The organism is Paenibacillus sp. FSL L8-0638 (genome assembly GCF_038593075.1).
Classification (GTDB): Bacteria; Bacillota; Bacilli; order Paenibacillales; family Paenibacillaceae; genus Paenibacillus; species Paenibacillus polymyxa_D.
The window spans coordinates 4,664,734-4,685,188 of record NZ_CP151960.1 but is presented as its reverse complement, the minus strand read 5'-3'; the positions used below and the strand labels follow the sequence as shown (position 1 = coordinate 4,685,188).

The window sequence follows — 20,455 nt, the reverse complement described above, 5'->3', positions numbered from 1 at the left end:
TCTCCTCGATTAATGTCAGGATGAATCATCCTGTCTTGAATAAGGCATTGCGCCATTTATGTGGGTCGTGTTGTCGTCTGGAATAGAAGAAAATGGAACATGAAGAGAAATACCGAAGTGTTTTTCATGAAGCGTACGTGAAAAGAGGGTACTGCAGTATGAAGCATGTGGCCTAAAAAGGTGACAAACTCCTCCTTTCCTGTCGTATATAAAGAAAATAGAAAAATGGTGGATAATGGAAAAAATGACTTATGCAAAAAAAACTAATGTTGATTTTTTGAACTCCCATCATCTGGCTCTGATATTAGCACAGAGAATGACGGACGAGAAGATCTATGTCACAAATTTATCCAAAATGAATCTTTAGACCCTAATAACTCACTTATTTAATAGGATTAATAAGTTATGTAAAATAAAGTCGAAAATTGCTATGTCGAAAAGACTCCACGCTTGCCGTTACACACTGCTTTTGGACCGCATAGGTTATGTTGAACTGTCCTAATCATGCTGTCCATCTATACAGCAGGAAGGGAGGTGAGACGGGAGCATGAAGAAGCAGGGAAGAGCTGGATACAAGATCAAACGGAGGCGGCATTCCGGCGCATACTATCATTCTAAGATGTGGCTGCCGTTACGAATGCCGAACATGCATAAGACCCCTGCCATGAGGGAGGTACTCGACACGGAGAGAGGGGCACAGATCGGCGAAGAGCGACCATCTGGACCGTCATCAGTGGGAAAGTTTTTCGTATCTGTCATTATTCCGGCCATGAATGAGCAAAAAACAATCGGAGCTGTGATTCGCGAGGCGCGCCGTGTCCATCCACATACAGAGGTTATCGTCGTTGAGAACGGATCACACGATAGAACGGCGAAGGTGGCAGCAGCGGCGGGAGCTCGTGTACTTTCTTTCCCGGAACCGCTCGGACATGATGTTGGCCGTCGTGTTGGAGCGGAGGCGGCATCTGGACAGATCCTGCTTTTCCTGGATGGGGACATCGTCATTCCCTGCGTTAGACTCCGACCGTTTATACACGCCATATGTGCAGGGGCGGATGTGGTGCTGAATGATTACCATGGACCTGTGAATCGTACGCCCGTACATCCTGTAGTGGAGGCAAAGCATGTATTGAATATCTTGTCGAATCGTGCTGATTTAGGGGGAGCATCTATGACTGGCATTCCACACGCCATTAGTCAAAAGGCTCTAAATAAAATAGGTCCAAAGCCCTTGGAGAAACCTCCCTTATTTCAAGCTATGTCCATCGCTTCCGGGTTACGAGTGGTGACTGTATATGGGATAGCTGTCGGTAAAATAAATGCGACACGTAAAAAACAGAACGGCAAGGACCCGCTGGCAGGTGTAATTGTTCAGGATCATCTGGATGCCATTGCCTGGCTTACATCGCATCTGGGAACGCGTGCGGGCTTTACGGATTTGGAGCGCAAACGGATCAGAGACGAGGTGAAACTGTGAGTAGACCGTATCGCAGAGGGAAGCGTGAAGAACCGAGCTGGGGGATCAGACGTGTTCAGCGAAAACGAGGAACGACGACTTCAATGCATAGCCGTAGGGTGAGAAAGCCCACACCTCGGGCAACAGGAATGACCGAAGTGACTCCACCTGTGGAACGTGAAGTTCCGGGAGATATTGTGTTACAGGGAACCGCAGCGGCCGTGGTCAGCGCCTGTAATGAGGAGGCTACGATTGACCGGGTGCTGAGCGAGCTGGAAAAACTTCCGCTTACGGATATCATTGTCGTATTGAACGGCTGCACGGACGGCACGCGCTCCACCGTAGCCAAACATCATCCTAATGTGACTCTCGTCAACGTGCCCGATCGACTGGGGCATGATGTTGGCCGTGCAGTAGGCGCGCGTATGACGCAGGCTGATATTGTGCTGTTCGTGGACGGAGATTTGCCGATTCCAGCATCTGATTTGCTGCCTTTTCTCCACGCGGTGGATCAGGGAACGGATGTCGCGCTTAATGATCTGGGCAGACATTTGCCCCCCTATGCCCAGCAAGACAGCGTGACACGGTGCAAAGCATTCCTGAATCGCGTACTGCGCAGGCCGGATTTGGGAGCAAGCTCATTGACCGCCGTACCGCATGCATTATCTCGGCGTTTACTGGATCAGCTTAGCTCAGCCGTGCTTGCCGTACCGCCAAAAGCCCACGCCATGGCAATTCTGCATGGCATGATCGTGGCGGCAGTACATGCTGTCGATGTCATTAAAACGAACCGTAAGCGGACCTTCAATGTTGGCAAAGGGAACGCTATGGAACAGTTGATCGTCGGTGATCATGCAGAGGCACTGACGGCGGTGTTTCAGGTAGCCGGGTATTCCCCACTCGGGCCTGTTCCAACACGGGTAGACGTTGCCAAAGGGAGGAATGCACAATGAGTCTGACGAGCATCATTATTCCGACTTATAACGGCCTGCATCTGTTAAAGCCGTGTATTGAGGCGATTCGGACACATACGATAGATGTACCGTATGAAATCATTGTTGTGGACAACGCTTCGAATGACGGAACGGATGATTTTTGCGCATCCGAGCGGCTGATCAGCATACGTCTTCCTGAAAACAGGGGCTTTCCAGCAGCATGTAATATGGGGCTCCGGCTGGCTTCGGGTGATCAGTTCGTTATTTTAAACAATGATGTGACGGTTACGCGGGGATGGCTATCGAATATGTTGGCTGCATTGCAGAGCGAAAGCATAGTGGGATTGGTGGGGCCGGTGACGAATTGCGTCAGCGGTATTCAGCAGATTCACGGATTAGAAGGAGATTTGGCCAGCTGTCTGAGATATGCGGAGCAGAATAATGCAAGTAATCCCTCCAGGTGGCAGGAGGTTAAGCGGTTGGTCGGATTTTGTTTGTTGTTCCGGCGTGATCTGATGGAACGGATCGGATTGCTGGATGAACGGTTCAGCCCCGGACATTATGAGGATGACGATTATTGTCTGCGCGCACGCGTGCATGGCTACAAGCTGCTCATGTGCAACGACTGTTTTGTCTATCACGAGGGGAATGCGAGCTTCTCACGCTCGGAGACTTCCTGGATTGAAGAGCTGATCGAGCGGAACTATCGTTTGTTTATAGAGAAATGGAGCATAGATCCCAGAATGTTTATCGAAACTGGAAACGCTGGGGTTGCATGCACTGAATATGCTGTCGAAGGAGGAAGGAAGATATGAAAGGGGTTATTCTCGCAGGAGGAACTGGGTCGCGCCTTCATCCGTTGACTACATTACTCAACAAGCATCTGCTTCCGGTCGGCAAGTATCCCATGATCGTATATGGTATCGAAAGGCTGCGACAGGCGGGGATTACCGATATGCTAATTATTATTGGTAAACAATCGGCCGGAATGTACACCGATTTTTTGGGCAGCGGTAGTGAGTATGGTGTTCAACTGACATACCGGATTCAAGAAAAAGCGGGCGGCATTGCAGAAGCACTCGAACTAGCAAGAAGCTATATGCAGGCAGAAGAAAAATTCACTGTTTTGTTAGGTGATAATTTGTTCAAGGAAGACTTGGGACCTGTGATCGAACGATTCAAGCAACAGCCCCCGGGGAGCGCCAGAGTGTTGTTGAAAAAGGTGGCAGATGCCCGTCGTTACGGGGTACCCGTGTTTGATCCTGAGCGCCCGGAGAGCATTACGCGGATTGAAGAAAAGCCGCAGCATCCCCAATCCAAATATTGCGTTACGGGTATCTATATGTACGATACTGCCGTGTTCGATAAGATCCGGCAAATTACACCTTCGGCACGTGGTGAGCTTGAGATCACGGATGTTAACAACTGTTATGCCGCTGAAGGCAAGCTGGAATATGATATTTTACGGCGTTATTGGAGCGACGCAGGAACCTTCGATTCCCTTCAGGAAGCTGGATTGAAAATGAAAGGACTTCTACCTTGATCTCAATGAAACACCATCCTACCGGGCCAGGCATATAGTATAGGCATAATGCCACCCGGAGGAGTGAACGGCATGAAACGCCTGAATATGCAAAGGAAACACAGCAAGCGGCTCGGAAAGAAAGGCTACTGGTCAGGATATAAAAGGGGCCAGGAGCAAGGTAACAGGTTGGGTCAGGCTTCGTTCGGCAAGGTTTTTGAAGGCGTCAGTATTATCATTCCGTCCTGCAATCAGCTTCAACAGCTCCGTGCATGCATTCACCGTATTGAGGAGAATACGAGCCATCCTCACGAAATTATTGTAGTGGACTGCGGCTCGACGGACGGGACATCCACCTATTTGCTCCGTAAAAGCATCGCTGTGCGTTATGCGCTGTTAAAAAAGGATGTGCAAATGATAGGTAGCCTGAATCAGGGGCTGATGATGGCAAAAGGCACTACTATTGTGGTACTGGATCAAAACTCCATGGTGACCCCCGGCTGGTTGGATCGGTTGTTAGGGTGTTTACACAGCGATCCGTGTATTGGTGTTGTTGGGCCTGTAACGAATGGTCCATTCAAAGAACAGCAGATTGAGGTTCCTGATATGAACGAAAATGGAGCACGTCAATTTGCCATGACCTTCAATGTTCCCAAACCGGATGCATGGCGAGAGACCGAAAGCTTGGCTGGATTTTGTTTATTGCTGCGCAGAGAGACACTGAAAAAAACGGGCTACTGGGACGAAGGCTGCCACAGTATTGAGGAAGCCCATGCAGATTGGCTACTGCGTGTGCGTTTGTTGGGGATACGTATGGCAATTGCCGGAGATGCTTTTATCCATTATGAAGAAAGAGATCGGGATACGGTGTATGGTTTTCCTCTAACGACCGAAACAAGCGGTTCAATGGAGGAAAGCAGCCGGAACCGATCCTTTTTTGTACAAAAGTGGGGGGATGCGGATAAGCTGTTCCACAACCTGAAATTCAGTACAGCGGAGACGGACGGCCAGATCTCAACAGGTAAGGAAACACACGTATCAGCGGCAAGCTTTTACCCCATCGGAGCGGTTGTTCAGGGACCGTCCGGTGTAGTATTTCGGTTAGAGCCGGGAAGAAGGCGGTATCTGCATGGAGTCAGTGCTGCGGGAGGTGAAAACGTGCGCCCTGTCAGATTGTCTCAGCTGGACTTGTTGGCACTTCCCTTGGTAGGGAAGCCGGAGGTCACAGTTTCCGGCAGCACTGATGCACCTGTAGCTGAGTCGCCAGAGGAACCCTTGCCTGTGCTGGCGGCTCCTGAGCTGGGGAACATGTCCATGTTGCCCACACTTCATATCCCCGCTCAACGTAAGCGCTGGATTGAGTTACTGTATGCTGAAGGTGGGCAACTGTACCAAATCGGCAACGGCTGGAAAAGACCATTCCTTACCCTCTACGCTGTGATGAGCTGGCGGGCTGAGGACTATCCAATTCAATTTTTGTCCTCCGAAGAATTGTCGGCATTGACGGAGAAGCAGCCTATTATTGCTCCACCAGTGTTGCGAGGGCATTTGTGATGATCGAATAGGCGCTTTTAGGCGGAACCGACTACTCGCTGCGGCATACGCTGTAGTAGCGGAAAGCCCGTAGGTAATTCGTGCGTTCCGCACGGCGGAGCACATAAAGGAGGGGCTTATGCATAACGAGTTAGATGATTTGCTGATCCACATTTCGCACTCGCAGCAGCAGATGTCGAGGTTGTTGGATGCGGAACGGCAGGTGGTTGTGCGCATGGCGCAGATCATACATGAACTGCCAGATGAGGAGCCGCGTTTTGACGGAATTCCGGGCATTCTCGACAGCTCGGGACAAGTAAACAAAAGCATTGTGGCCTATCTGAACGGCATTGCCGATCTTCAGGAAGCAATGGCTGAAATGCTCGTTCGTGTCGTGAAGGAAACGGCATACCCGGAAGAGGAGTAACGTAACAACCGAGGGCAGGGAGTGAACACATGAGTAGGGAACAAGCAATGATTCACATGCTGGACGCGGCCTCCAAAATGCAGCGGAATGTGTCTATGATCCTGGAGGCCAAGGCGGTCGAGGCAGAAAAAGTGCGTAATTGGGCGCTGAACCATCTGGCGCCCCACGCCTTTGACACCGATGAAGAACAGCTGGGGCGACCTTTGGAGATTCACGAGCAAATGGTGGAAATGCTGGAGGGATTAACGCGGCTTCAGACTGGTCTTTGCAGCAATCTCAAAGCATTGCTGGATCAGGATGAGCAGCAGGGTGGCGGCATGGAAGGGATGATGGGAGGCATGGGCTCGGGGGATATGAACTAATGAGCATGAGGCGTGAACGTGAGATCAAGCTGGATATAATGGAGTCTATTGCTGCCAGCCAGCACGCCGTTGCCCGGATGCTGACCAGTCTTGCGGACTTGACGCCCCATGCGGATATGTCGGCTACCCGTCTGGAAGAAACCATTCGTATACTAAGCAACTACCAGGGCGAAATCACGCAAATGTTGGCGGGTATTCCATTAAGACGACAGGTATATGGAAAACCGACGAAGCCGTGGCTCCATGTGCCTGTTCAGAAAAATGAAACCACCACGAGAAAGCAAAGGAGGAATGAAAATGAGCACAAGGTGGGAACGCGCCACTCGGGAAAAAGCCCGCAAAAGACGTAAAGATGCCCGGCGTTCCAGCATTCGCAGATTAAAACGGAGAAGAAGACGTCTGCTTGCTCTAAGACGCCGTAAAAGAGGACATCATTCTGCACGTAGAAGACATCCTCTTTTGCGGCGGCGAAAAAAACCTCAAGCTAACCCGGTGGCAGTCCCTTCTGCGGAGAATCCACAGCCCGGGACTGTTGCATTGGAGCATGATCCGCAGGCATTTCAGCAGGGGTATGATGCAGCTTACAACGAGGGTTTCAATTCAGGCTTTGCCAAAGGTTATGAAGATGGCCACCAGGTCGCTTATAAGGCACAGTAAACTATGAAAATCATCTATTACGGTTAACCCCCCGAAGCCTAGCAGCTTCGGGGTTATTTGCGTTTCGACAGTTGGACGGGCAAACGCCAATTTTGTCCGGGCAGTGGCAGTCGTCCATGATGCGTTTGACCCCTGTGCATATAGTTTAGGAGTGACAGAAGTTTATCCTACAACAGGACAGGGTGAAGGATGTGAATGATCAACAAAGCGGAAATGAACGCGAAGCATACCGATGCGGCTATCGGGAAGGACGCAGAATGGGCGGTTGCACGGCTGCTCTGTCACAGGTCGTGGCAATACAACCTGCTGTTCGCCAGTTAAAAGTGTTGTATATTCCGCAAGGTTTCGCAGCTATAGACACAGGTGTGCAAGAAGCATTGAGCCAAATATGTAGCTCGTGTGCCATCGGTACGCCTGCCACGATGCTGGCTGACGCTGAGGCTCACCGTCCAGACCTCGTACTGGTCATGAACGGACTGCATGTTTTTCCGGCGGATCATCTGGAGCAGATACAACAAATACGAGCCCTGGGCATTCGGACGGCCATATGGTTTGTAGATGATCCCTACTTTACGGAGGATACGGCGTTGATCTGTCAATCCTACGATGTCGTATTTACGCATGAAAATTCTTGTCTGCCGTTTTATCGCGATCAGGGAGTAACGAGGGTTCACTATTTGCCGCTGGCTGCGTCAGCTCGTATCTTTTATCCCCGGCGGGTAGAGCGGGAGCATCAGCATGACATTTGCTTCATAGGAAATGCCTTCTGGAACCGTGTGAAGCTGTTCGACCACCTTGCTCCCTTCTTGGCGGACAAAAGAGTGCTGATCGTAGGTGGACACTGGGATCGGCTGACCCGGCGGGATGTGCTGGAACGCTTTATCCGTCCGGGTTTTATGGAGCCGGAAGAGACCGCTCAATATTATAACGGCTCCAAAATTGTCATCAATATGCACCGCCCGACAGACCCCGGACTGGATAATCGGAATACACACCAGCTTTCAGCGGAGTCCATCAATCCTCGGACATATGAAATTTCTGCTTGCGGCACGCTTCAAATGACGGATGTGCGGAAGGATCTGAGCCGTTATTACCAACCAGGCTATGACATTGAGACCTTCTCAGGAGCAGAGGAACTGAAAGTGAAGCTGGACTACTATCTCAAGCATGACTGGGAACGCGAACGTATAGCCTGGCGCGCACTGCACACAACCATGCAAAAGCATAGGTACTCGAATCGTATGGAAGAATTGCTGGACAAGGCGATGGCCTAAAGTAAACACCATAAACAGTGAGGAGTGAGAGTGATGACGATATCTACGACAGGACCGTATGACCCGGCTGTTCACCAGACGGCGGCAGCCTCCTGGGAAAAGGGGAGAACTGCGGGATTGCATGACGGATACGACGAAGGATATCTGCGCGGCCGTGCTAACGCAATTGTTGCGCGGATGAAAGCAGTTTTCCCTTTTCGACAAATCCATGTACTGTATGTCGTCTCAGGCAAAGGCCTTCCGTATTCTCCGCTGGATGAGGCGGTCATTACCACGTTGCAAAGCATGACGGCTCAGGTTACCGTAACAGACCCACGTCAGCCGGTAGGAGATATTGCCGCTCAGCTCCGTCCGAATCTGATGCTAGCACTGGATGGAATGGATCTTCCGTTGGAGCAGGTTACTGCGGTACGCCAGTTGGGCATCCCCACCGCCATATGGTTGACGGACGATCCCTATTACACCGATACGACGACCAAAATTGTGACGAATTATGATTATGTGTTCACCTTAGAAATGAACTGCATGGAGCTGTACCGTCAGTTGGGTTGCACGTCTGTGCACTATTTGCCCTTTGGAGCATTTCTGACTCACTATTTCCCCCTCAGCTCGCCCGCTTCGGTACGACGTGAGATTGGGTTTACAGGCTCAGCTTACTGGAACCGCATCTATTTCTTCAATCCGATTATGCCGCAGCTCATGGCTCGTAACATTAAAATCAACGGAATATGGTGGGATCGTCTCCCAGATTATCAGTCGTATGGCGACAAAATTGAGCTGGGCCGCTGGATGTCTCCGGGCGAGACCAATGATTCGTACAACGGCAGCAAAATCGTAATTAATCTTCATCGTTCCCATCAGGATGATTCGGTGAACAACAACTCACTGAAAATTCCGGGGGCTTCGCCCAATCCGCGTACGTTTGAAATTTCTGCCAGTGGCACGTTGCAACTGACGGATACAAGAGATGATCTGGCTCGTTTTTACAAGCCAGGGGAAGAGATTGAAACTTACAGTTCTCAGCAGGAACTGCTGGAGAAGGTTGAGTTTTATTTGACGCATGAAAAGGAGCGTCGTGAGATTGCTCTGCGTGCTCTGGAACGAACCCTGCGGGAGCACACGTATGGTCACCGGATTGACCAACTGTTGTCGGTCATATTTCCATAAGGTGATTCACACGTCCGGTGGTTGCTATTTTAAAGGAGGTGAACTCCGATCAAGCCGAAAATGATGTTATTCAGCCATGTTAGCAACGTCCGCAGTATTACGGGGGCAGAGAAGCTGCTATTGCAATTTTGTCTAGATATGCGTACGTACTTCGATTGTATTCTCGTAACGCCTGGTGAAGGGCGGCTGACCTCAATGGCCCGCAAGCGCGGAATCACCGTTCTGACACAGAATCTGTTCATGCTGCATGGCATGTATACCCCATATGAGGGATTGGCGCAGGATGCGGAGAATTTGCGGACCCATGTGGCGTATGCACCGTTGTTCCAGATGCTTCGGCATGCTCGACCTGATGTGGTGCTGGTTAATACCTGTGTGAACGTCATGCCTGCAATGGCTGCCCAAGAGCTCAACATTCCGGTGATCTGGAAAATAACCGAGGTCATTAACCAGAATGCGCATACGCCAGTTTCTGTTTCTATCATTGAGCGCAATAGCCAATGGGTCATCGGCATTTCGCAAGCTGTAATGCGTCCTTTGCATGGTGGGGGACTGACGCGTCCGCATACGGTGTTGTCTCCCTGCCGGGATATGGATATGCCGTCTCCCAGAGAGCATGTGCTGGAACGGAAAAGGAAACGTGAAAAACTGGGGCTGCGAGATTTTCATATTTGCATTGGTTATATTTCTTCCTTTATCTACGAAGCCAAAGGGCTGTTACCTTTTGTCCAAATGGCTCTAAAGCTGTGCGAAACCAATTCGCGGTGTCGTTTCTGGATCATCGGCAGCTCGGTAGACTCGGAATATTACGTAAAATGTGTCTCTTTAATCCGCCAATCTCGTTATAGCCGCCGCTTCCAGTTCAATTCATTCGAGGAATCCGTGTCAATGGCCTATAGCGCAATGGATATTGTTGTGATCCCAAGTATGGTGGAAGAAGGCTTTGGTCTGACCGCCCTGGAAGGGCTAGTTTACGGTAAGCCCGTGGTAGCCTTTGCGCAGGGTGGACTTGTGGAATTGATGGAGGCGACCGGAAATACAGATTTTTTGGTAGAGCCGGGCAACAGCGACATGCTGGCGCAAAAAGTGGGCTATCTGCTCGATCATCCCGAGGAAGTGGAACGGATTGGTGTCCGTAACAACAGTGCAGCTACACGTGTATACGGACCTGATTCCTATCGAAGCGGTATGCACCTCATGGTCAGTCAATGGGTATGTCATCATCCGCATTGGTTCCCGTTGATTCAGCAGCCGGGTGGACCTGTATGGACGAGGGAAGGCGAAGGGCTGCGCCAGGTTACCGCTATACCGGAGGGTTATACCAGCACGATTCGAGAATTTCCCGAATCGGTGGTGTGTCAGCTGCCTGTGCTGGGTCTGCCGCCAATCGAATATGCAGCCATTCAGGGCTTGCCACAACCAGCACCCCCTTTACCTGAGTCACCACCCGAATTGCCCCGCGGCAAGCGTAGTATTCGGGCGAGATGGCCAAAGAGCCGCAGGCGTACCAGACTTCGGAATCGCAGGTATAAGAGAAGCGGCGGTAAGAGTTGCCTTAAGAAAATTCACGGGTTCCCGTTGTCGAAGGGACTTTATCCGAAAACCAAGTCCAGACAGAAGCTCAAGCGGAAAATCAAGCACCAGTCACGGCGACACAACGCGCACAAACCGAAGCGAGTCACACTCAAGGCTGGACAGCATACAAAACAACGGTCCGGGTGAACCTACGCCGGACCGTTGAGATGAACGTTAAGCTGGAGCACAGCCAGTCTGCTGGATGGCTATCATTCATTGAACGCCACAATTCAGTGAAACAACGACAGCAAAGGTGGGTTCCAAAACCATGAAAATATTGACCGTGCTCGGCACAAGACCGGAGATTATACGACTCAGCCTGATCATTCCGAAGCTGGACCGCCATGCAGATGAACATGTGCTTGTGCATACGGGCCAAAATTACACCGAAAGCCTGAGCGGGCAGTTCTTTCGCGAGCTGGGACTGCGTGCCCCGGATTATGTACTTCAGGAGAAAGCGGGGACACTGGGCAAACAGTTGTCCGCCATGTACTCGCAGATGGAGGATATTTTAAACAAGGAACGCCCCGATCATGTGCTATTGCTCGGTGATACGAACAGCGCTTTATGTGCCTTACTTGCGGAACGTATGGGTTATCCGGTCGTGCATATGGAGGCGGGGAACCGCTGTTATGATCTGGATGTACCAGAGGAGAAGAACCGGCGCGTCATTGACGCGATATCTACTATTAATATGCCTTATACGGAGCAAAGCAAGCAGCATCTGCTACGCGAAGGCTTTCCAAGCCAGCGAATTATACTGACTGGAAATCCGATCTACGAAGTAATGCAGCACTATGAGAAAGAGGTATCCGGCAGTGGGATTTTGAAAAAGTTGGGACTTTCGCCGGGGGAATATTTCCTGGTCACTGCCCACAGAGCTGAAAATGTCGACCATCCACCGCATTTGCTGGCTATTTTGGATGGTCTTAACCGGGTAGCCCGGCAGTTCGGGCAGCGGGTCATTTGCAGTATCCATCCCCGCACCGCCGCTCGGATCGCAAGCCACCCGCCGATCCAGCTTGATCCGCTGGTAGAATTTCACGAGCCGTTCGGCTTTTTTGACTTCGTTCTGCTGGAGCGGCATGCCCGCTGCGCTTTGACGGACAGCGGCACCGTACAGGAAGAATGCTGTGTCATGGGGGTACCGACGGTCACGATGCGTCGCACGACCGAACGGCCGGAAACGGTAGATTGCGGCAGCAATATCGTGTCCGGTCTTGATGGCGAGGTTATAGCAAATGCGGTAGCTATAATGACCGGGATGAACCATAAGTGGCAGTGTCCCGCAGGCTATCTGGCGGAAGATGTATCGGATAAGGTAGTCAAATTTTTGCTTGGAGGGAAACGGCATGTTTGAAAACCAACGTATCTTGGTTACCGGCGGTACCGGCTCTTGGGGGCATGAGCTGGTTACCCAGTTACTGCCGCGTAACCCCAAAGAGGTCATTATCTATTCACGTGGAGAATCGAGTCAGGTTGCCATGAACAGGCAGTTTGAGGATGAACGGCTCAGCTTCTGTATTGGAGATATCCGGGATAAGGACGCGCTGGTTACCGCTTGTCAGGGTGTGGACTATGTGTTTCATTTGGCGGCTCTCAAGCACGTACCTGTCTGCGAGGATCAGCCCTATGAAGCACTCAAAACCAATGTCGTAGGCACCCAAAACGTGATTGAGGCCGCTGTCGTCAATCACGTAAAGAAAGTCATTTATATATCGACTGACAAAGCCGCGAATCCGTCCAATTTTTACGGTATGACCAAGGCGATTGGAGAAAAACTGATTGTCTACGCCAATCTGCTGAATAGTGATACACGGTTCGTGACGGTGCGAGGCGGTAATGTATTGGGCACAAACGGAAGCGTGGTGCATCTGTTTCAAAACCAGATTCGCCAAAAGGGGAAGGTTTCTATTACGGATATGAAAATGACCCGTTTTTTCCTGACCCTGCGTGATGCGATCAGTCTTCTGTTCAAAGCTTCGGTGGAAAGTGTCGGCGGGGAAATTTTTATCATGACCATGCCAACCTGTCGCATTTTGGATTTGGCTGAGGTGCTCATTGAAGATTCGGGCGTGGAAAACGTAGAAATTGTAGAGCAAGGTGTCCGTCCCGGCGAAAAAATTCATGAGATTTTGATGAGTAACTTTGAAAGCCTGACAACGGTTGTGTATGACGAGCAATATTTGGTCATTCTCCCAACGCTGAACATCCCCCAATTAAGAGACCGTTATAGTCAGTGTCCTCCGGTATCATTCAGCAGCTTTAGCTCGGAGTTTAATCTGATGTCAAAAGAGGAAATTCGAACTATCCTCCGGAGCGGGGGGTTCATTAAATGAAGCTGCTTATTTTGGGTGGTAACGGCATGGCGGGCCATGTCCTGGTCGATTATTTTCAAAATCAGGGCGGGCATAACGTCTTCTATACCACCCGTGATCCCGAAAATAAAGGCGGTCTGCTGCTGGATGTAAGGGACAGCTTTATGGTGAAGCAGTTGGTTCGCAGTGTGCGGCCAGACGTCATCATCAACGCGGTGGGTGTGCTGAATCAGTATGCCGGGAAGGATCAGATTACAGCATACCAAATCAATGGACTGTTGCCGCATCTTCTCCGGCGGACGGCGGACAGCATCGGTGCCCGACTCATTCATATCAGCACGGATTGTGTATTCGAGGGAAAGCGTGCTCCTGGTTTGTACAAGGAGACGGATCAGCCTGACGGGACAAACGCCTATGCTGTGACGAAAATACTCGGAGAAGTAAAGGCGGCAGGGCATCTGACTATTCGTACCTCTATTATCGGTCCGGAAATTCGGAGGGAAGGCATTGGTCTGCTGCACTGGTTTTTGCAGCAGAGCGGAGATGTTGCCGGATATCGCCGTGTCTTTTGGAACGGAGTCACGACACTGGAATTGGCTAAAGCGATACAGGTGCTTATGAATGAGCCGCTAGACGGACTCATTCATCTGGTTCACCCCGAACCGATCAGTAAACATGATTTGCTACTGCTGTTCAAAGACATCTGGAAGAGGGAGGATATTCGGATCGTGCCGAAAGATGAGCCGGTGCAAGATCGGACGCTTCGTTCTACCCGGGCCGATCTGCTCTACGATGTTCCTCACTACAGCATCATGCTGAAGGAGCTGCTGGAATGGACAGAAGCACAGCGGAACAACGTCGGCCTGTCATAGTCATTACCGGAGCGGCGGGCTATACCGGGATGCATGCCTGCCGCTATTTTGCAAGCCTCGGCTGGGAGGTGGCAGCGCTGACTCGCACTGCCGCTTCTGCTACAGAATTGACCTCACAGGCTGGAAATGATGGCGATTCAAGCCTGGAAGCGGGCACACGTGGCTGTATTATCCCTTATGTGTGCGACTTGCTCGACAAGAAACGTCTGGGCGAAGTGATTCGACAAATTGCTCCGGATTATGTGCTCCACCTTGGTGGCAAAAATTCCGTTCCTGAGTCTTGGCAGAGTCCATTGTTATACATGGAATCCAATGTACTGTCCACATTGTATCTGCTGGATGTACTGCGCTCTTTCCCCAAAGTCCGAATTGTAGTGGCGGGTTCTCGCCTAAAGACGGTTTTGCAGGCTCCGTATTATCCTCCGCACCCGTACAGCCTCAGCAAAAGCCTTCAAGAGGCAGTCGCGCTTTCGTGGGGTGCGCTGTTCGATCAATCCGTCATGCTGGCGGAGCCCTGCAATCTGATCGGCCCGGGTCCCTCCACCGGTTTCTGTGCACTGTTGGCAGGCTATATCGCACGGACCGAGCAGAGCGTGCGAGACGTGCAGAATGTAGAGCCCCCTGCCCTTGCTTCCGTTTCTGCACCGACTCCGTTTCACGTTTCTTCACGGCATGCGCTGCGAGATTTTCTGGACGTGCGCGATGCTGTCCGAGCGTATAGCGTGCTACTGGAGCGAGGTGTTCCGGGGCGTGTATACCCTGTTTGCTCAGGCAAGATGATGCAGTTGGGGGATATCGTAGAACGTATGATTGCGTTGGCAGACACCCCTGTTGCCATACAATGGGGAGATGTGACAGAAGAGGCGTCCACGGATGTATATCAGGCAAAGGAACTAGAGGAGCTGGGCTGGATGCCAACCATTCCGTTAGGGCAATCACTGAAGGATATGATTGGCTACAGTCGAGCGAGAAAGGAAGAAACGAGATGAGACCGAGTGTAACGATTGTAATTCCGTTTTATAACTGCAGGTACGTCGATCAGGCACTGCAAAGCGCACTGGAGCAAACCTACGGCCCGCTTGAAATCATTGTCGTCGATGATGGTTCAACCACACATACTGAAATGCTTCATCCTTACCGTAAATATATCTATTATTTAGGTAAATTAAACGGTGGAACAGCCAGTGCACTTAATCACGGCATCCGACATGCCAACGGTGAATACATTGCGTGGCTCAGCTCGGATGATACCTTCCACAAGGATAAAATTAACAATCAGGTTTCCTTTATGCTGGAGCAAGGTGCACATATTTCTCACACCAACTTCAACTTAATCAATGAATACAGCCAAATCACAAGATACCAGGCGGGACCGGTACTTCCGTCGATACAGGAATTTTACCGTTTTTTTCTGAAAGGTAACCCGGTAAACGGATGCACGGTTATGTTCAAAAAAGAGCTGTTTACGCAGATAGGGTTGTTCAATGAGCTGCTGACGTATACCCACGATTTGGATATGTGGTACAGAGTTATACTGGCAGGATACGAGTTTCCTTTTTTAAACGAACTGCTGGTAAACTACCGCTGGCATGATGAGATGGGAACGAAAAAGCATCGACACGTCATTGAACAGGAATACTTAATTACTCAGGCACGCTACAGAACCAGCTTAACTGAGCTGCTGAACAGATTTGCAGCTATGTAGTACAAATCAGAATATTGAAAAATTTTCAGCCTGTGATCTGCAGTGCCTGTATAAAGCACGCAGATTCACAGGCCAATTACAAATTACTAATGATGATAGGGAGAGACCATGTTAGTTAGGAAAACAATACCTTTGTCATGATTCAATCCGTTATACAGTAGCAATAACTGCCCAATCGCCGAATGGGAAGGCATGCTCTGGTACGAAATTGCCAGCAGCGTCTCTTCCTTGGGCCGCAATCGAGATATCACTGATAATTGCGGGGGCTAAGGCTGGAGATGAAACGTTGATCTGATATGCTGGCACTACAGTAGGAATCGTAAGTGTGACTACTGCCCTTGGTGCACCTAAGGCAAATGTGGTTGTAAAATACGGTACTGCCACTGTACCTGTTGGTGCACTACCAGGTGCGCTATAAGCAGTAACAACAATGGGAATGAGTGGAAAAGCTGTTGTATTAGTGATACGTAGTGTAACAGAGCTCGAATGGAAACTACCATCTGGATTAAGGTTTTCAACGGCTCCTAACGAAAAAATAGCCATATTTTTCACCTCCTTGTAATACCAATATATGAAGAAAGAGTAGTAATAGAGTGTGTTAATATATAGAGGGGTTTAGTACAAATTAAGGAATCCCGGCTTGTCCAATACCCGCAATTAACATTGCCCATCGACTTTTATTACCGCTGTATGTCGCGAAAAGATGATTAAACTACAGGCTGGTTCTATAAAGAACCAGCCTGTAGTTTAATCATCATAAAGCCACGATCATTGGACCTTGTGGGCTTCGGTTAAATACATCCGTCGGAAGGGGAATAGGAGGCTGTGTATGCCACCTGAACACATGGAGCTCTCTTTTACTGGGAATGGGTCGCAACCATCCGCCCTCTGCATAATATAGTCCGTGATCCGGGCCCATATACAACCGGTAATCGATCAGCTCATGCTCTTCGAAAACATTGGTATCAATAGGTGGACCAATAGGGAAAGTCTCCAGCTGCGCGAATGAAAGAGGAATCGATTCGTTGACCTCATAGCCCAGCAAACGGAACGATTCGAAATCGCGGAAGGGATAGCGCAGACCATGGCTGATCAGGTGTATACCGTTCATGGGATCTCTGGCGATGTAAACCGCTGGGAAATGCTCTCGAAGTTGGCCATTATGCAGTAACGGCTTGCCGTCGGGGATGCTGGTCACCGTGGTATCCGACAGCTGGATTACCCGATCAAGACGAAAATGAAGAGCATGAAAAGTATCAAGCGACTCGACAGGCCGCTTCAGTCCTTTCTCGATTTGATAAATATTTCCTTTGGAATCTCGAATGAGTATTCCATTAGGTAAGGAAGAATCCTTAGGTCGATGGTGCGGATGCCCCGCAGCAAACTGTCCGGGGAAAAAGTATTCATCTAATGTATAAATGAGGCGTTCAGGGTTAAAATTCCATTTTCTTAGAAATATTCGGCGATTTCTCTGTCCCCATTCAACTATATCGATTGAATTATGTGTAAAACTTGCGTTACCCTCATGATGGACATGACTGTCTCCTGCGATGAGGAGCCTTAATCCCTTTTTTAGTGTCCGATACCCGAAATCAATATCTTCATAGCCACCTCCCGGGAATGCTTCGTCTAAATACCCGATCTGACTTATCAATTGACGACGGAACAACATACAAAATCCGCTTAAAGCCGTTGCATCCCGCCAAAGTGAGGGATTAGTGACATTAAAATTTTTGCTGAATTCATGATATGTCTCTGTGGTTGAATAGGACATGGGAAGGCGTTGCATTGGCATCACCATATTGGACACAGGACCGACAATGCCAATATCCGCTGAGCTAAAAAGTGCATGAATTAAATTTTCCAGCCAATGGTGAGATACCATCGTGTCATTATTGAGCAGGAGAATAGTATCCCCTATAGATGCCTTAATACCTTGATTACAAGCTGCTGCAAATCCACGGTTAGTTTCATTCTCAATTAAACGTACATTCTCCCGACGACGTAGTTGATGTTGAGTACCGTCTGTCGATCCATTGTCAATACAGATCAATTCGTAAGGAATGGTAGTGTAGCGCACGATGCTATCCAGACACCGTTCTGTTAGTTTCCAGTTGTTTAACGTAAGGATAACGATACTGACCAGCATAAAATTCTCTCCTTAAAGAGTATTCAGAACCACTTGTAATTGGTTCTGATATGTCTGTCTGATGGTTTCTAATTCCTGTACAATAGCTTGGTAATGCTGGACCGTACCCATTTGTTCATGACGACGGTAGGCAGTGAGAGGCTCATCTAAATAGTTAAATTCTGTATGGTTCAATACTACACGAATCCAAAAATCATAATCATGAGTGTATAACAGCTTCTCATTGAAGTATCCAATGTTACGAACATAATCCTTTTTCATCATCACCGTACAGCCATTTAACGGGCAGTAGGAAGAAAATGCCTCAATAAAGGAACGTACTGTCGTAAATTTGGCAGTTGCATTGCGACATATTACCTCGTTTGCTTTGTTAATGACATGATAATCAGTGAAACTGACCTCAGCTTGATGTTGCTCCATAAAATTCACTTGACGTTCAATTTTGGTCGAATAAAACATATCGTCTGAACTAAGCCAAGCAGTATACTTTCCGGTGGACATTTGTATACCATAATTGAGCGCGGTTGCCGTGCCGCCGTTCATCTTTCCTAGATAATAAATGCGATCCATATAAGGGATCAAACGTTCCTGGTGCATAGTTGACCCATCATCTACAACAATAATTTCGATATTCGGATAAGTTTGATTTAAGACGCTGGCTACAGCCTGATCTACGTACGGACAGTTGAAAAAGGGAATGATGACACTCACTTTCGGCAACGATTCCACGTTTCCTCACCCCGCAATCTTCATGTGCTTTCTCCCCACCATACGGTATGTTAAAACGAATTCATAATTGTGGACGATTGCCCGTGGTACTTCATTTTGGGGAATTTATTTAAAGGAAAAAGAGGCAATTTACATCTCATTAATGTAACTGCCCCTTTTTTAGATTAGAGTGCACAGATATACGTTATGATCTAATTGGTGAAAATCCTAAAAGAGAACGTTCGGAATACCTGGATTGAACTTTTTTATTGCTGGTTCAAACCATAAACGGCAGCGTCAATTTCCTGAAGCAAGTTATTAAACCGATTTTGGAATATATCTATGCCGAAAGATTCTATGGATGCCTCGCGATTTTTAGTTCCTATTTCCAACATGCGCTCTTTATTTTGAAGGAGGTCAACAACTATTTGCCAAAGTCCGCCCACATCACCTTTAGGCACTAAAAACTTCTCATTACCCGTATTTTTGAGTAGCTCACCAAGTCCTGCTGAGTCATAAGCAACTACTGGTTTGCCGAATATCATCCCTTCAAGAGCAGTCATTCCAAAGCCTTCATCAATCATGCTAGGTACGACTACGATATCAAGCGCAGGGTATAATTGTTCAATGTGGCTTTCGAACGAATGAAATATAATGCGAGATGGATCTAATGTTGAATACGCCAATGCTTTGCATTTATTGAAGTATTCTGTTATTTCTGGACTTCCGGCAATAAGAAATTTCACTTGAGGAAAGTGTGACATTAGCATATCGGCCATATAGATAAATTGATCAATTCCTTTATGGACGGAGATCATTCCGCTTATGAGTCCTATTAGCGTTTCGTGGTCGCCGATATTATGGGCTCCCCTCAGACAACGACGATTTTCCTCCCACCTTTCAGGGTGCAATTCAGCATCATTCCAGGAAGGATATATAAGCCTATTTTTATTATTAACTATTGAACCCTTAAAAGGTGCAAGTACTGCTTCCGATATACCGATAATCCAATCTGCATAATGATTTACCATCCGTACTGCATCAATCTGATGTACACCTGGATACAAGATTTCGTCTATTATCCAAACAACGGGAATGCCTGCTTTTTTTGCCGCAGCCGCAGGCAATGCATTAACCGATGTGTTAACCATCACCCAATCCGGTCTGTGAACGTGCAGAAGTGTTAATAGGGATTGGTAGTAATTAGAAGATTCTTGTTTTGCAAATTCCTGATGCATAGCTGGCGATGATTCATACAAAGACCATAGCAGTGGAGAATCTTGAATGGCTATACGTATCCCCTTAGTTTCTGCTTCTATTGACAGCATGCCGCAACAGGGAACAACCAGCACAACCTCATATTGCTCGCTAAGGGTTTTAGCTAAAAAAAGTAGCCATTTCTCGGCACCCGACATTCGAGCCGGATGGCAAATATGTGAGAATAACATAACCTTAGACTTTACGCTCACGGGCTACATACCCTATGCACTTCTCGGGTATGATTGTCACCTCCTTTGGATAGGTAATTTACTATATGAGCAATGTCTATCTGTCGACACGACCATTCACCCATGTATTATTCATTGCAAGGTAGTCATATATAACAGTTTGAATTTTTATGTGAGCACTCATGCGTGTGAAATGATCGTTTTTGGTTCCTGTGTGTGCTTGCGCCTGCGCCAAGCTATGGAGCAACGCATAAAATAATGTGAAGAGGGGAGCACATATGGGCCTGTCATGCTGTCATAACAACGTGAGGGATGCATCTGTCTCCGTAGTTGCTGGTAAGGCCCAA

General features: G+C 48.8%; 21 protein-coding genes. 17 read left to right on the top strand and 4 right to left on the bottom strand.

The window, feature by feature from the left end; all coding sequences use genetic code 11:
- The first annotated feature begins 547 nt into the window (after positions 1-547).
- From MKY35_RS20780 to MKY35_RS20700, 17 genes are all read left to right on the top strand, one after another.
- Positions 548-1,477 carry a glycosyltransferase gene (locus MKY35_RS20780; RefSeq protein ID WP_029518272.1) on the top strand — a complete coding sequence of 310 codons (930 nt, stop codon included), beginning with the start codon at positions 548-550 and terminating at the stop codon, positions 1,475-1,477.
- Entirely contained in the window at positions 1,474-2,409 is a 936-nt protein-coding gene (locus MKY35_RS20775; RefSeq protein WP_342444729.1) for a glycosyltransferase, read from the top strand. Before MKY35_RS20780 ends, MKY35_RS20775 begins: the two co-directional genes overlap by 4 nt.
- Entirely contained in the window at positions 2,406-3,206 is an 801-nt protein-coding gene (locus tag MKY35_RS20770) for a glycosyltransferase family 2 protein (RefSeq protein ID WP_342444728.1), read from the top strand. Before MKY35_RS20775 ends, MKY35_RS20770 begins: the two co-directional genes overlap by 4 nt.
- Entirely contained in the window at positions 3,203-3,934 is a 732-nt protein-coding gene (locus MKY35_RS20765; RefSeq protein WP_342444727.1) for a sugar phosphate nucleotidyltransferase, read from the top strand. Before MKY35_RS20770 ends, MKY35_RS20765 begins: the two co-directional genes overlap by 4 nt.
- 72 nt (positions 3,935-4,006) lie before the next feature.
- Positions 4,007-5,467, top strand: a complete 1,461-nt coding sequence (locus MKY35_RS20760) for a glycosyltransferase (protein ID WP_342444726.1) — start codon at positions 4,007-4,009, stop codon at positions 5,465-5,467.
- A 118-nt stretch (positions 5,468-5,585) separates the two neighbouring features.
- Complete coding sequence (locus tag MKY35_RS20755) at positions 5,586-5,873, top strand: hypothetical protein (RefSeq protein ID WP_013311765.1); 288 nt, start codon at positions 5,586-5,588, stop codon at positions 5,871-5,873.
- A gap of 29 nt (positions 5,874-5,902) precedes the next feature.
- Positions 5,903-6,235 (top strand): hypothetical protein, encoded by a 333-nt coding sequence (locus MKY35_RS20750; RefSeq protein WP_029518277.1) that lies wholly within the window; start codon positions 5,903-5,905, stop codon positions 6,233-6,235.
- Positions 6,235-6,585 carry a hypothetical protein gene (locus MKY35_RS20745; RefSeq protein WP_039272663.1) on the top strand — a complete coding sequence of 117 codons (351 nt, stop codon included), beginning with the start codon at positions 6,235-6,237 and terminating at the stop codon, positions 6,583-6,585. Before MKY35_RS20750 ends, MKY35_RS20745 begins: the two co-directional genes overlap by 1 nt.
- Positions 6,533-6,892, top strand: coding sequence for a hypothetical protein (locus MKY35_RS20740; RefSeq protein ID WP_039272662.1), 360 nt, complete (start codon positions 6,533-6,535; stop codon positions 6,890-6,892). The genes MKY35_RS20745 and MKY35_RS20740 overlap by 53 nt, the downstream gene beginning before the upstream one ends.
- 182 nt (positions 6,893-7,074) lie before the next feature.
- Positions 7,075-8,166 (top strand): DUF3880 domain-containing protein, encoded by a 1,092-nt coding sequence (locus MKY35_RS20735; RefSeq protein ID WP_342444725.1) that lies wholly within the window; start codon positions 7,075-7,077, stop codon positions 8,164-8,166.
- A 33-nt stretch (positions 8,167-8,199) separates the two neighbouring features.
- Entirely contained in the window at positions 8,200-9,333 is a 1,134-nt protein-coding gene (locus MKY35_RS20730; RefSeq protein ID WP_029518281.1) for a glycosyltransferase, read from the top strand.
- A gap of 60 nt (positions 9,334-9,393) precedes the next feature.
- Entirely contained in the window at positions 9,394-11,055 is a 1,662-nt protein-coding gene (locus tag MKY35_RS20725) for a glycosyltransferase (protein ID WP_342444724.1), read from the top strand.
- Between the two features lie 121 nt (positions 11,056-11,176).
- Positions 11,177-12,268, top strand: coding sequence for a UDP-N-acetylglucosamine 2-epimerase (non-hydrolyzing) (gene wecB / locus MKY35_RS20720; RefSeq protein ID WP_342444723.1), 1,092 nt, complete (start codon positions 11,177-11,179; stop codon positions 12,266-12,268).
- Positions 12,261-13,247, top strand: coding sequence for a polysaccharide biosynthesis protein (locus MKY35_RS20715; RefSeq protein ID WP_342444722.1), 987 nt, complete (start codon positions 12,261-12,263; stop codon positions 13,245-13,247). The genes wecB and MKY35_RS20715 overlap by 8 nt, the downstream gene beginning before the upstream one ends.
- The gene (locus MKY35_RS20710; RefSeq protein ID WP_342444721.1) at positions 13,244-14,098 is read left to right on the top strand and encodes an SDR family oxidoreductase; all 855 of its coding nucleotides are present in this window, start codon (positions 13,244-13,246) and stop codon (positions 14,096-14,098) included. The genes MKY35_RS20715 and MKY35_RS20710 overlap by 4 nt, the downstream gene beginning before the upstream one ends.
- Positions 14,059-15,087, top strand: a complete 1,029-nt coding sequence (locus MKY35_RS20705) for an NAD-dependent epimerase/dehydratase family protein (RefSeq protein WP_342444720.1) — start codon at positions 14,059-14,061, stop codon at positions 15,085-15,087. The genes MKY35_RS20710 and MKY35_RS20705 overlap by 40 nt, the downstream gene beginning before the upstream one ends.
- Entirely contained in the window at positions 15,084-15,803 is a 720-nt protein-coding gene (locus MKY35_RS20700; protein WP_342444719.1) for a glycosyltransferase, read from the top strand. Before MKY35_RS20705 ends, MKY35_RS20700 begins: the two co-directional genes overlap by 4 nt.
- Before the next feature lie 150 nt (positions 15,804-15,953).
- Here MKY35_RS20700 and MKY35_RS20695 read toward each other — a convergent pair whose 3' ends face one another.
- The 4 genes from MKY35_RS20695 to MKY35_RS20680 form a co-directional block, all read right to left on the bottom strand.
- Positions 15,954-16,346 carry a hypothetical protein gene (locus tag MKY35_RS20695; RefSeq protein WP_342444718.1) on the bottom strand — a complete coding sequence of 131 codons (393 nt, stop codon included), beginning with the start codon at positions 16,344-16,346 and terminating at the stop codon, positions 15,954-15,956.
- 211 nt (positions 16,347-16,557) lie between these two features.
- On the bottom strand, positions 16,558-17,952 hold the full coding sequence (locus MKY35_RS20690; protein WP_342444717.1) for a glycosyltransferase family 2 protein: 1,395 nt from the start codon (positions 17,950-17,952) through the stop codon (positions 16,558-16,560).
- A 12-nt stretch (positions 17,953-17,964) separates the two neighbouring features.
- Positions 17,965-18,663 carry a glycosyltransferase gene (locus MKY35_RS20685; protein ID WP_342446683.1) on the bottom strand — a complete coding sequence of 233 codons (699 nt, stop codon included), beginning with the start codon at positions 18,661-18,663 and terminating at the stop codon, positions 17,965-17,967.
- A 263-nt stretch (positions 18,664-18,926) separates the two neighbouring features.
- Positions 18,927-20,129 (bottom strand): glycosyltransferase family 4 protein, encoded by a 1,203-nt coding sequence (locus tag MKY35_RS20680; protein ID WP_342444716.1) that lies wholly within the window; start codon positions 20,127-20,129, stop codon positions 18,927-18,929.
- Between the last annotated feature and the right edge of the window lie 326 nt (positions 20,130-20,455).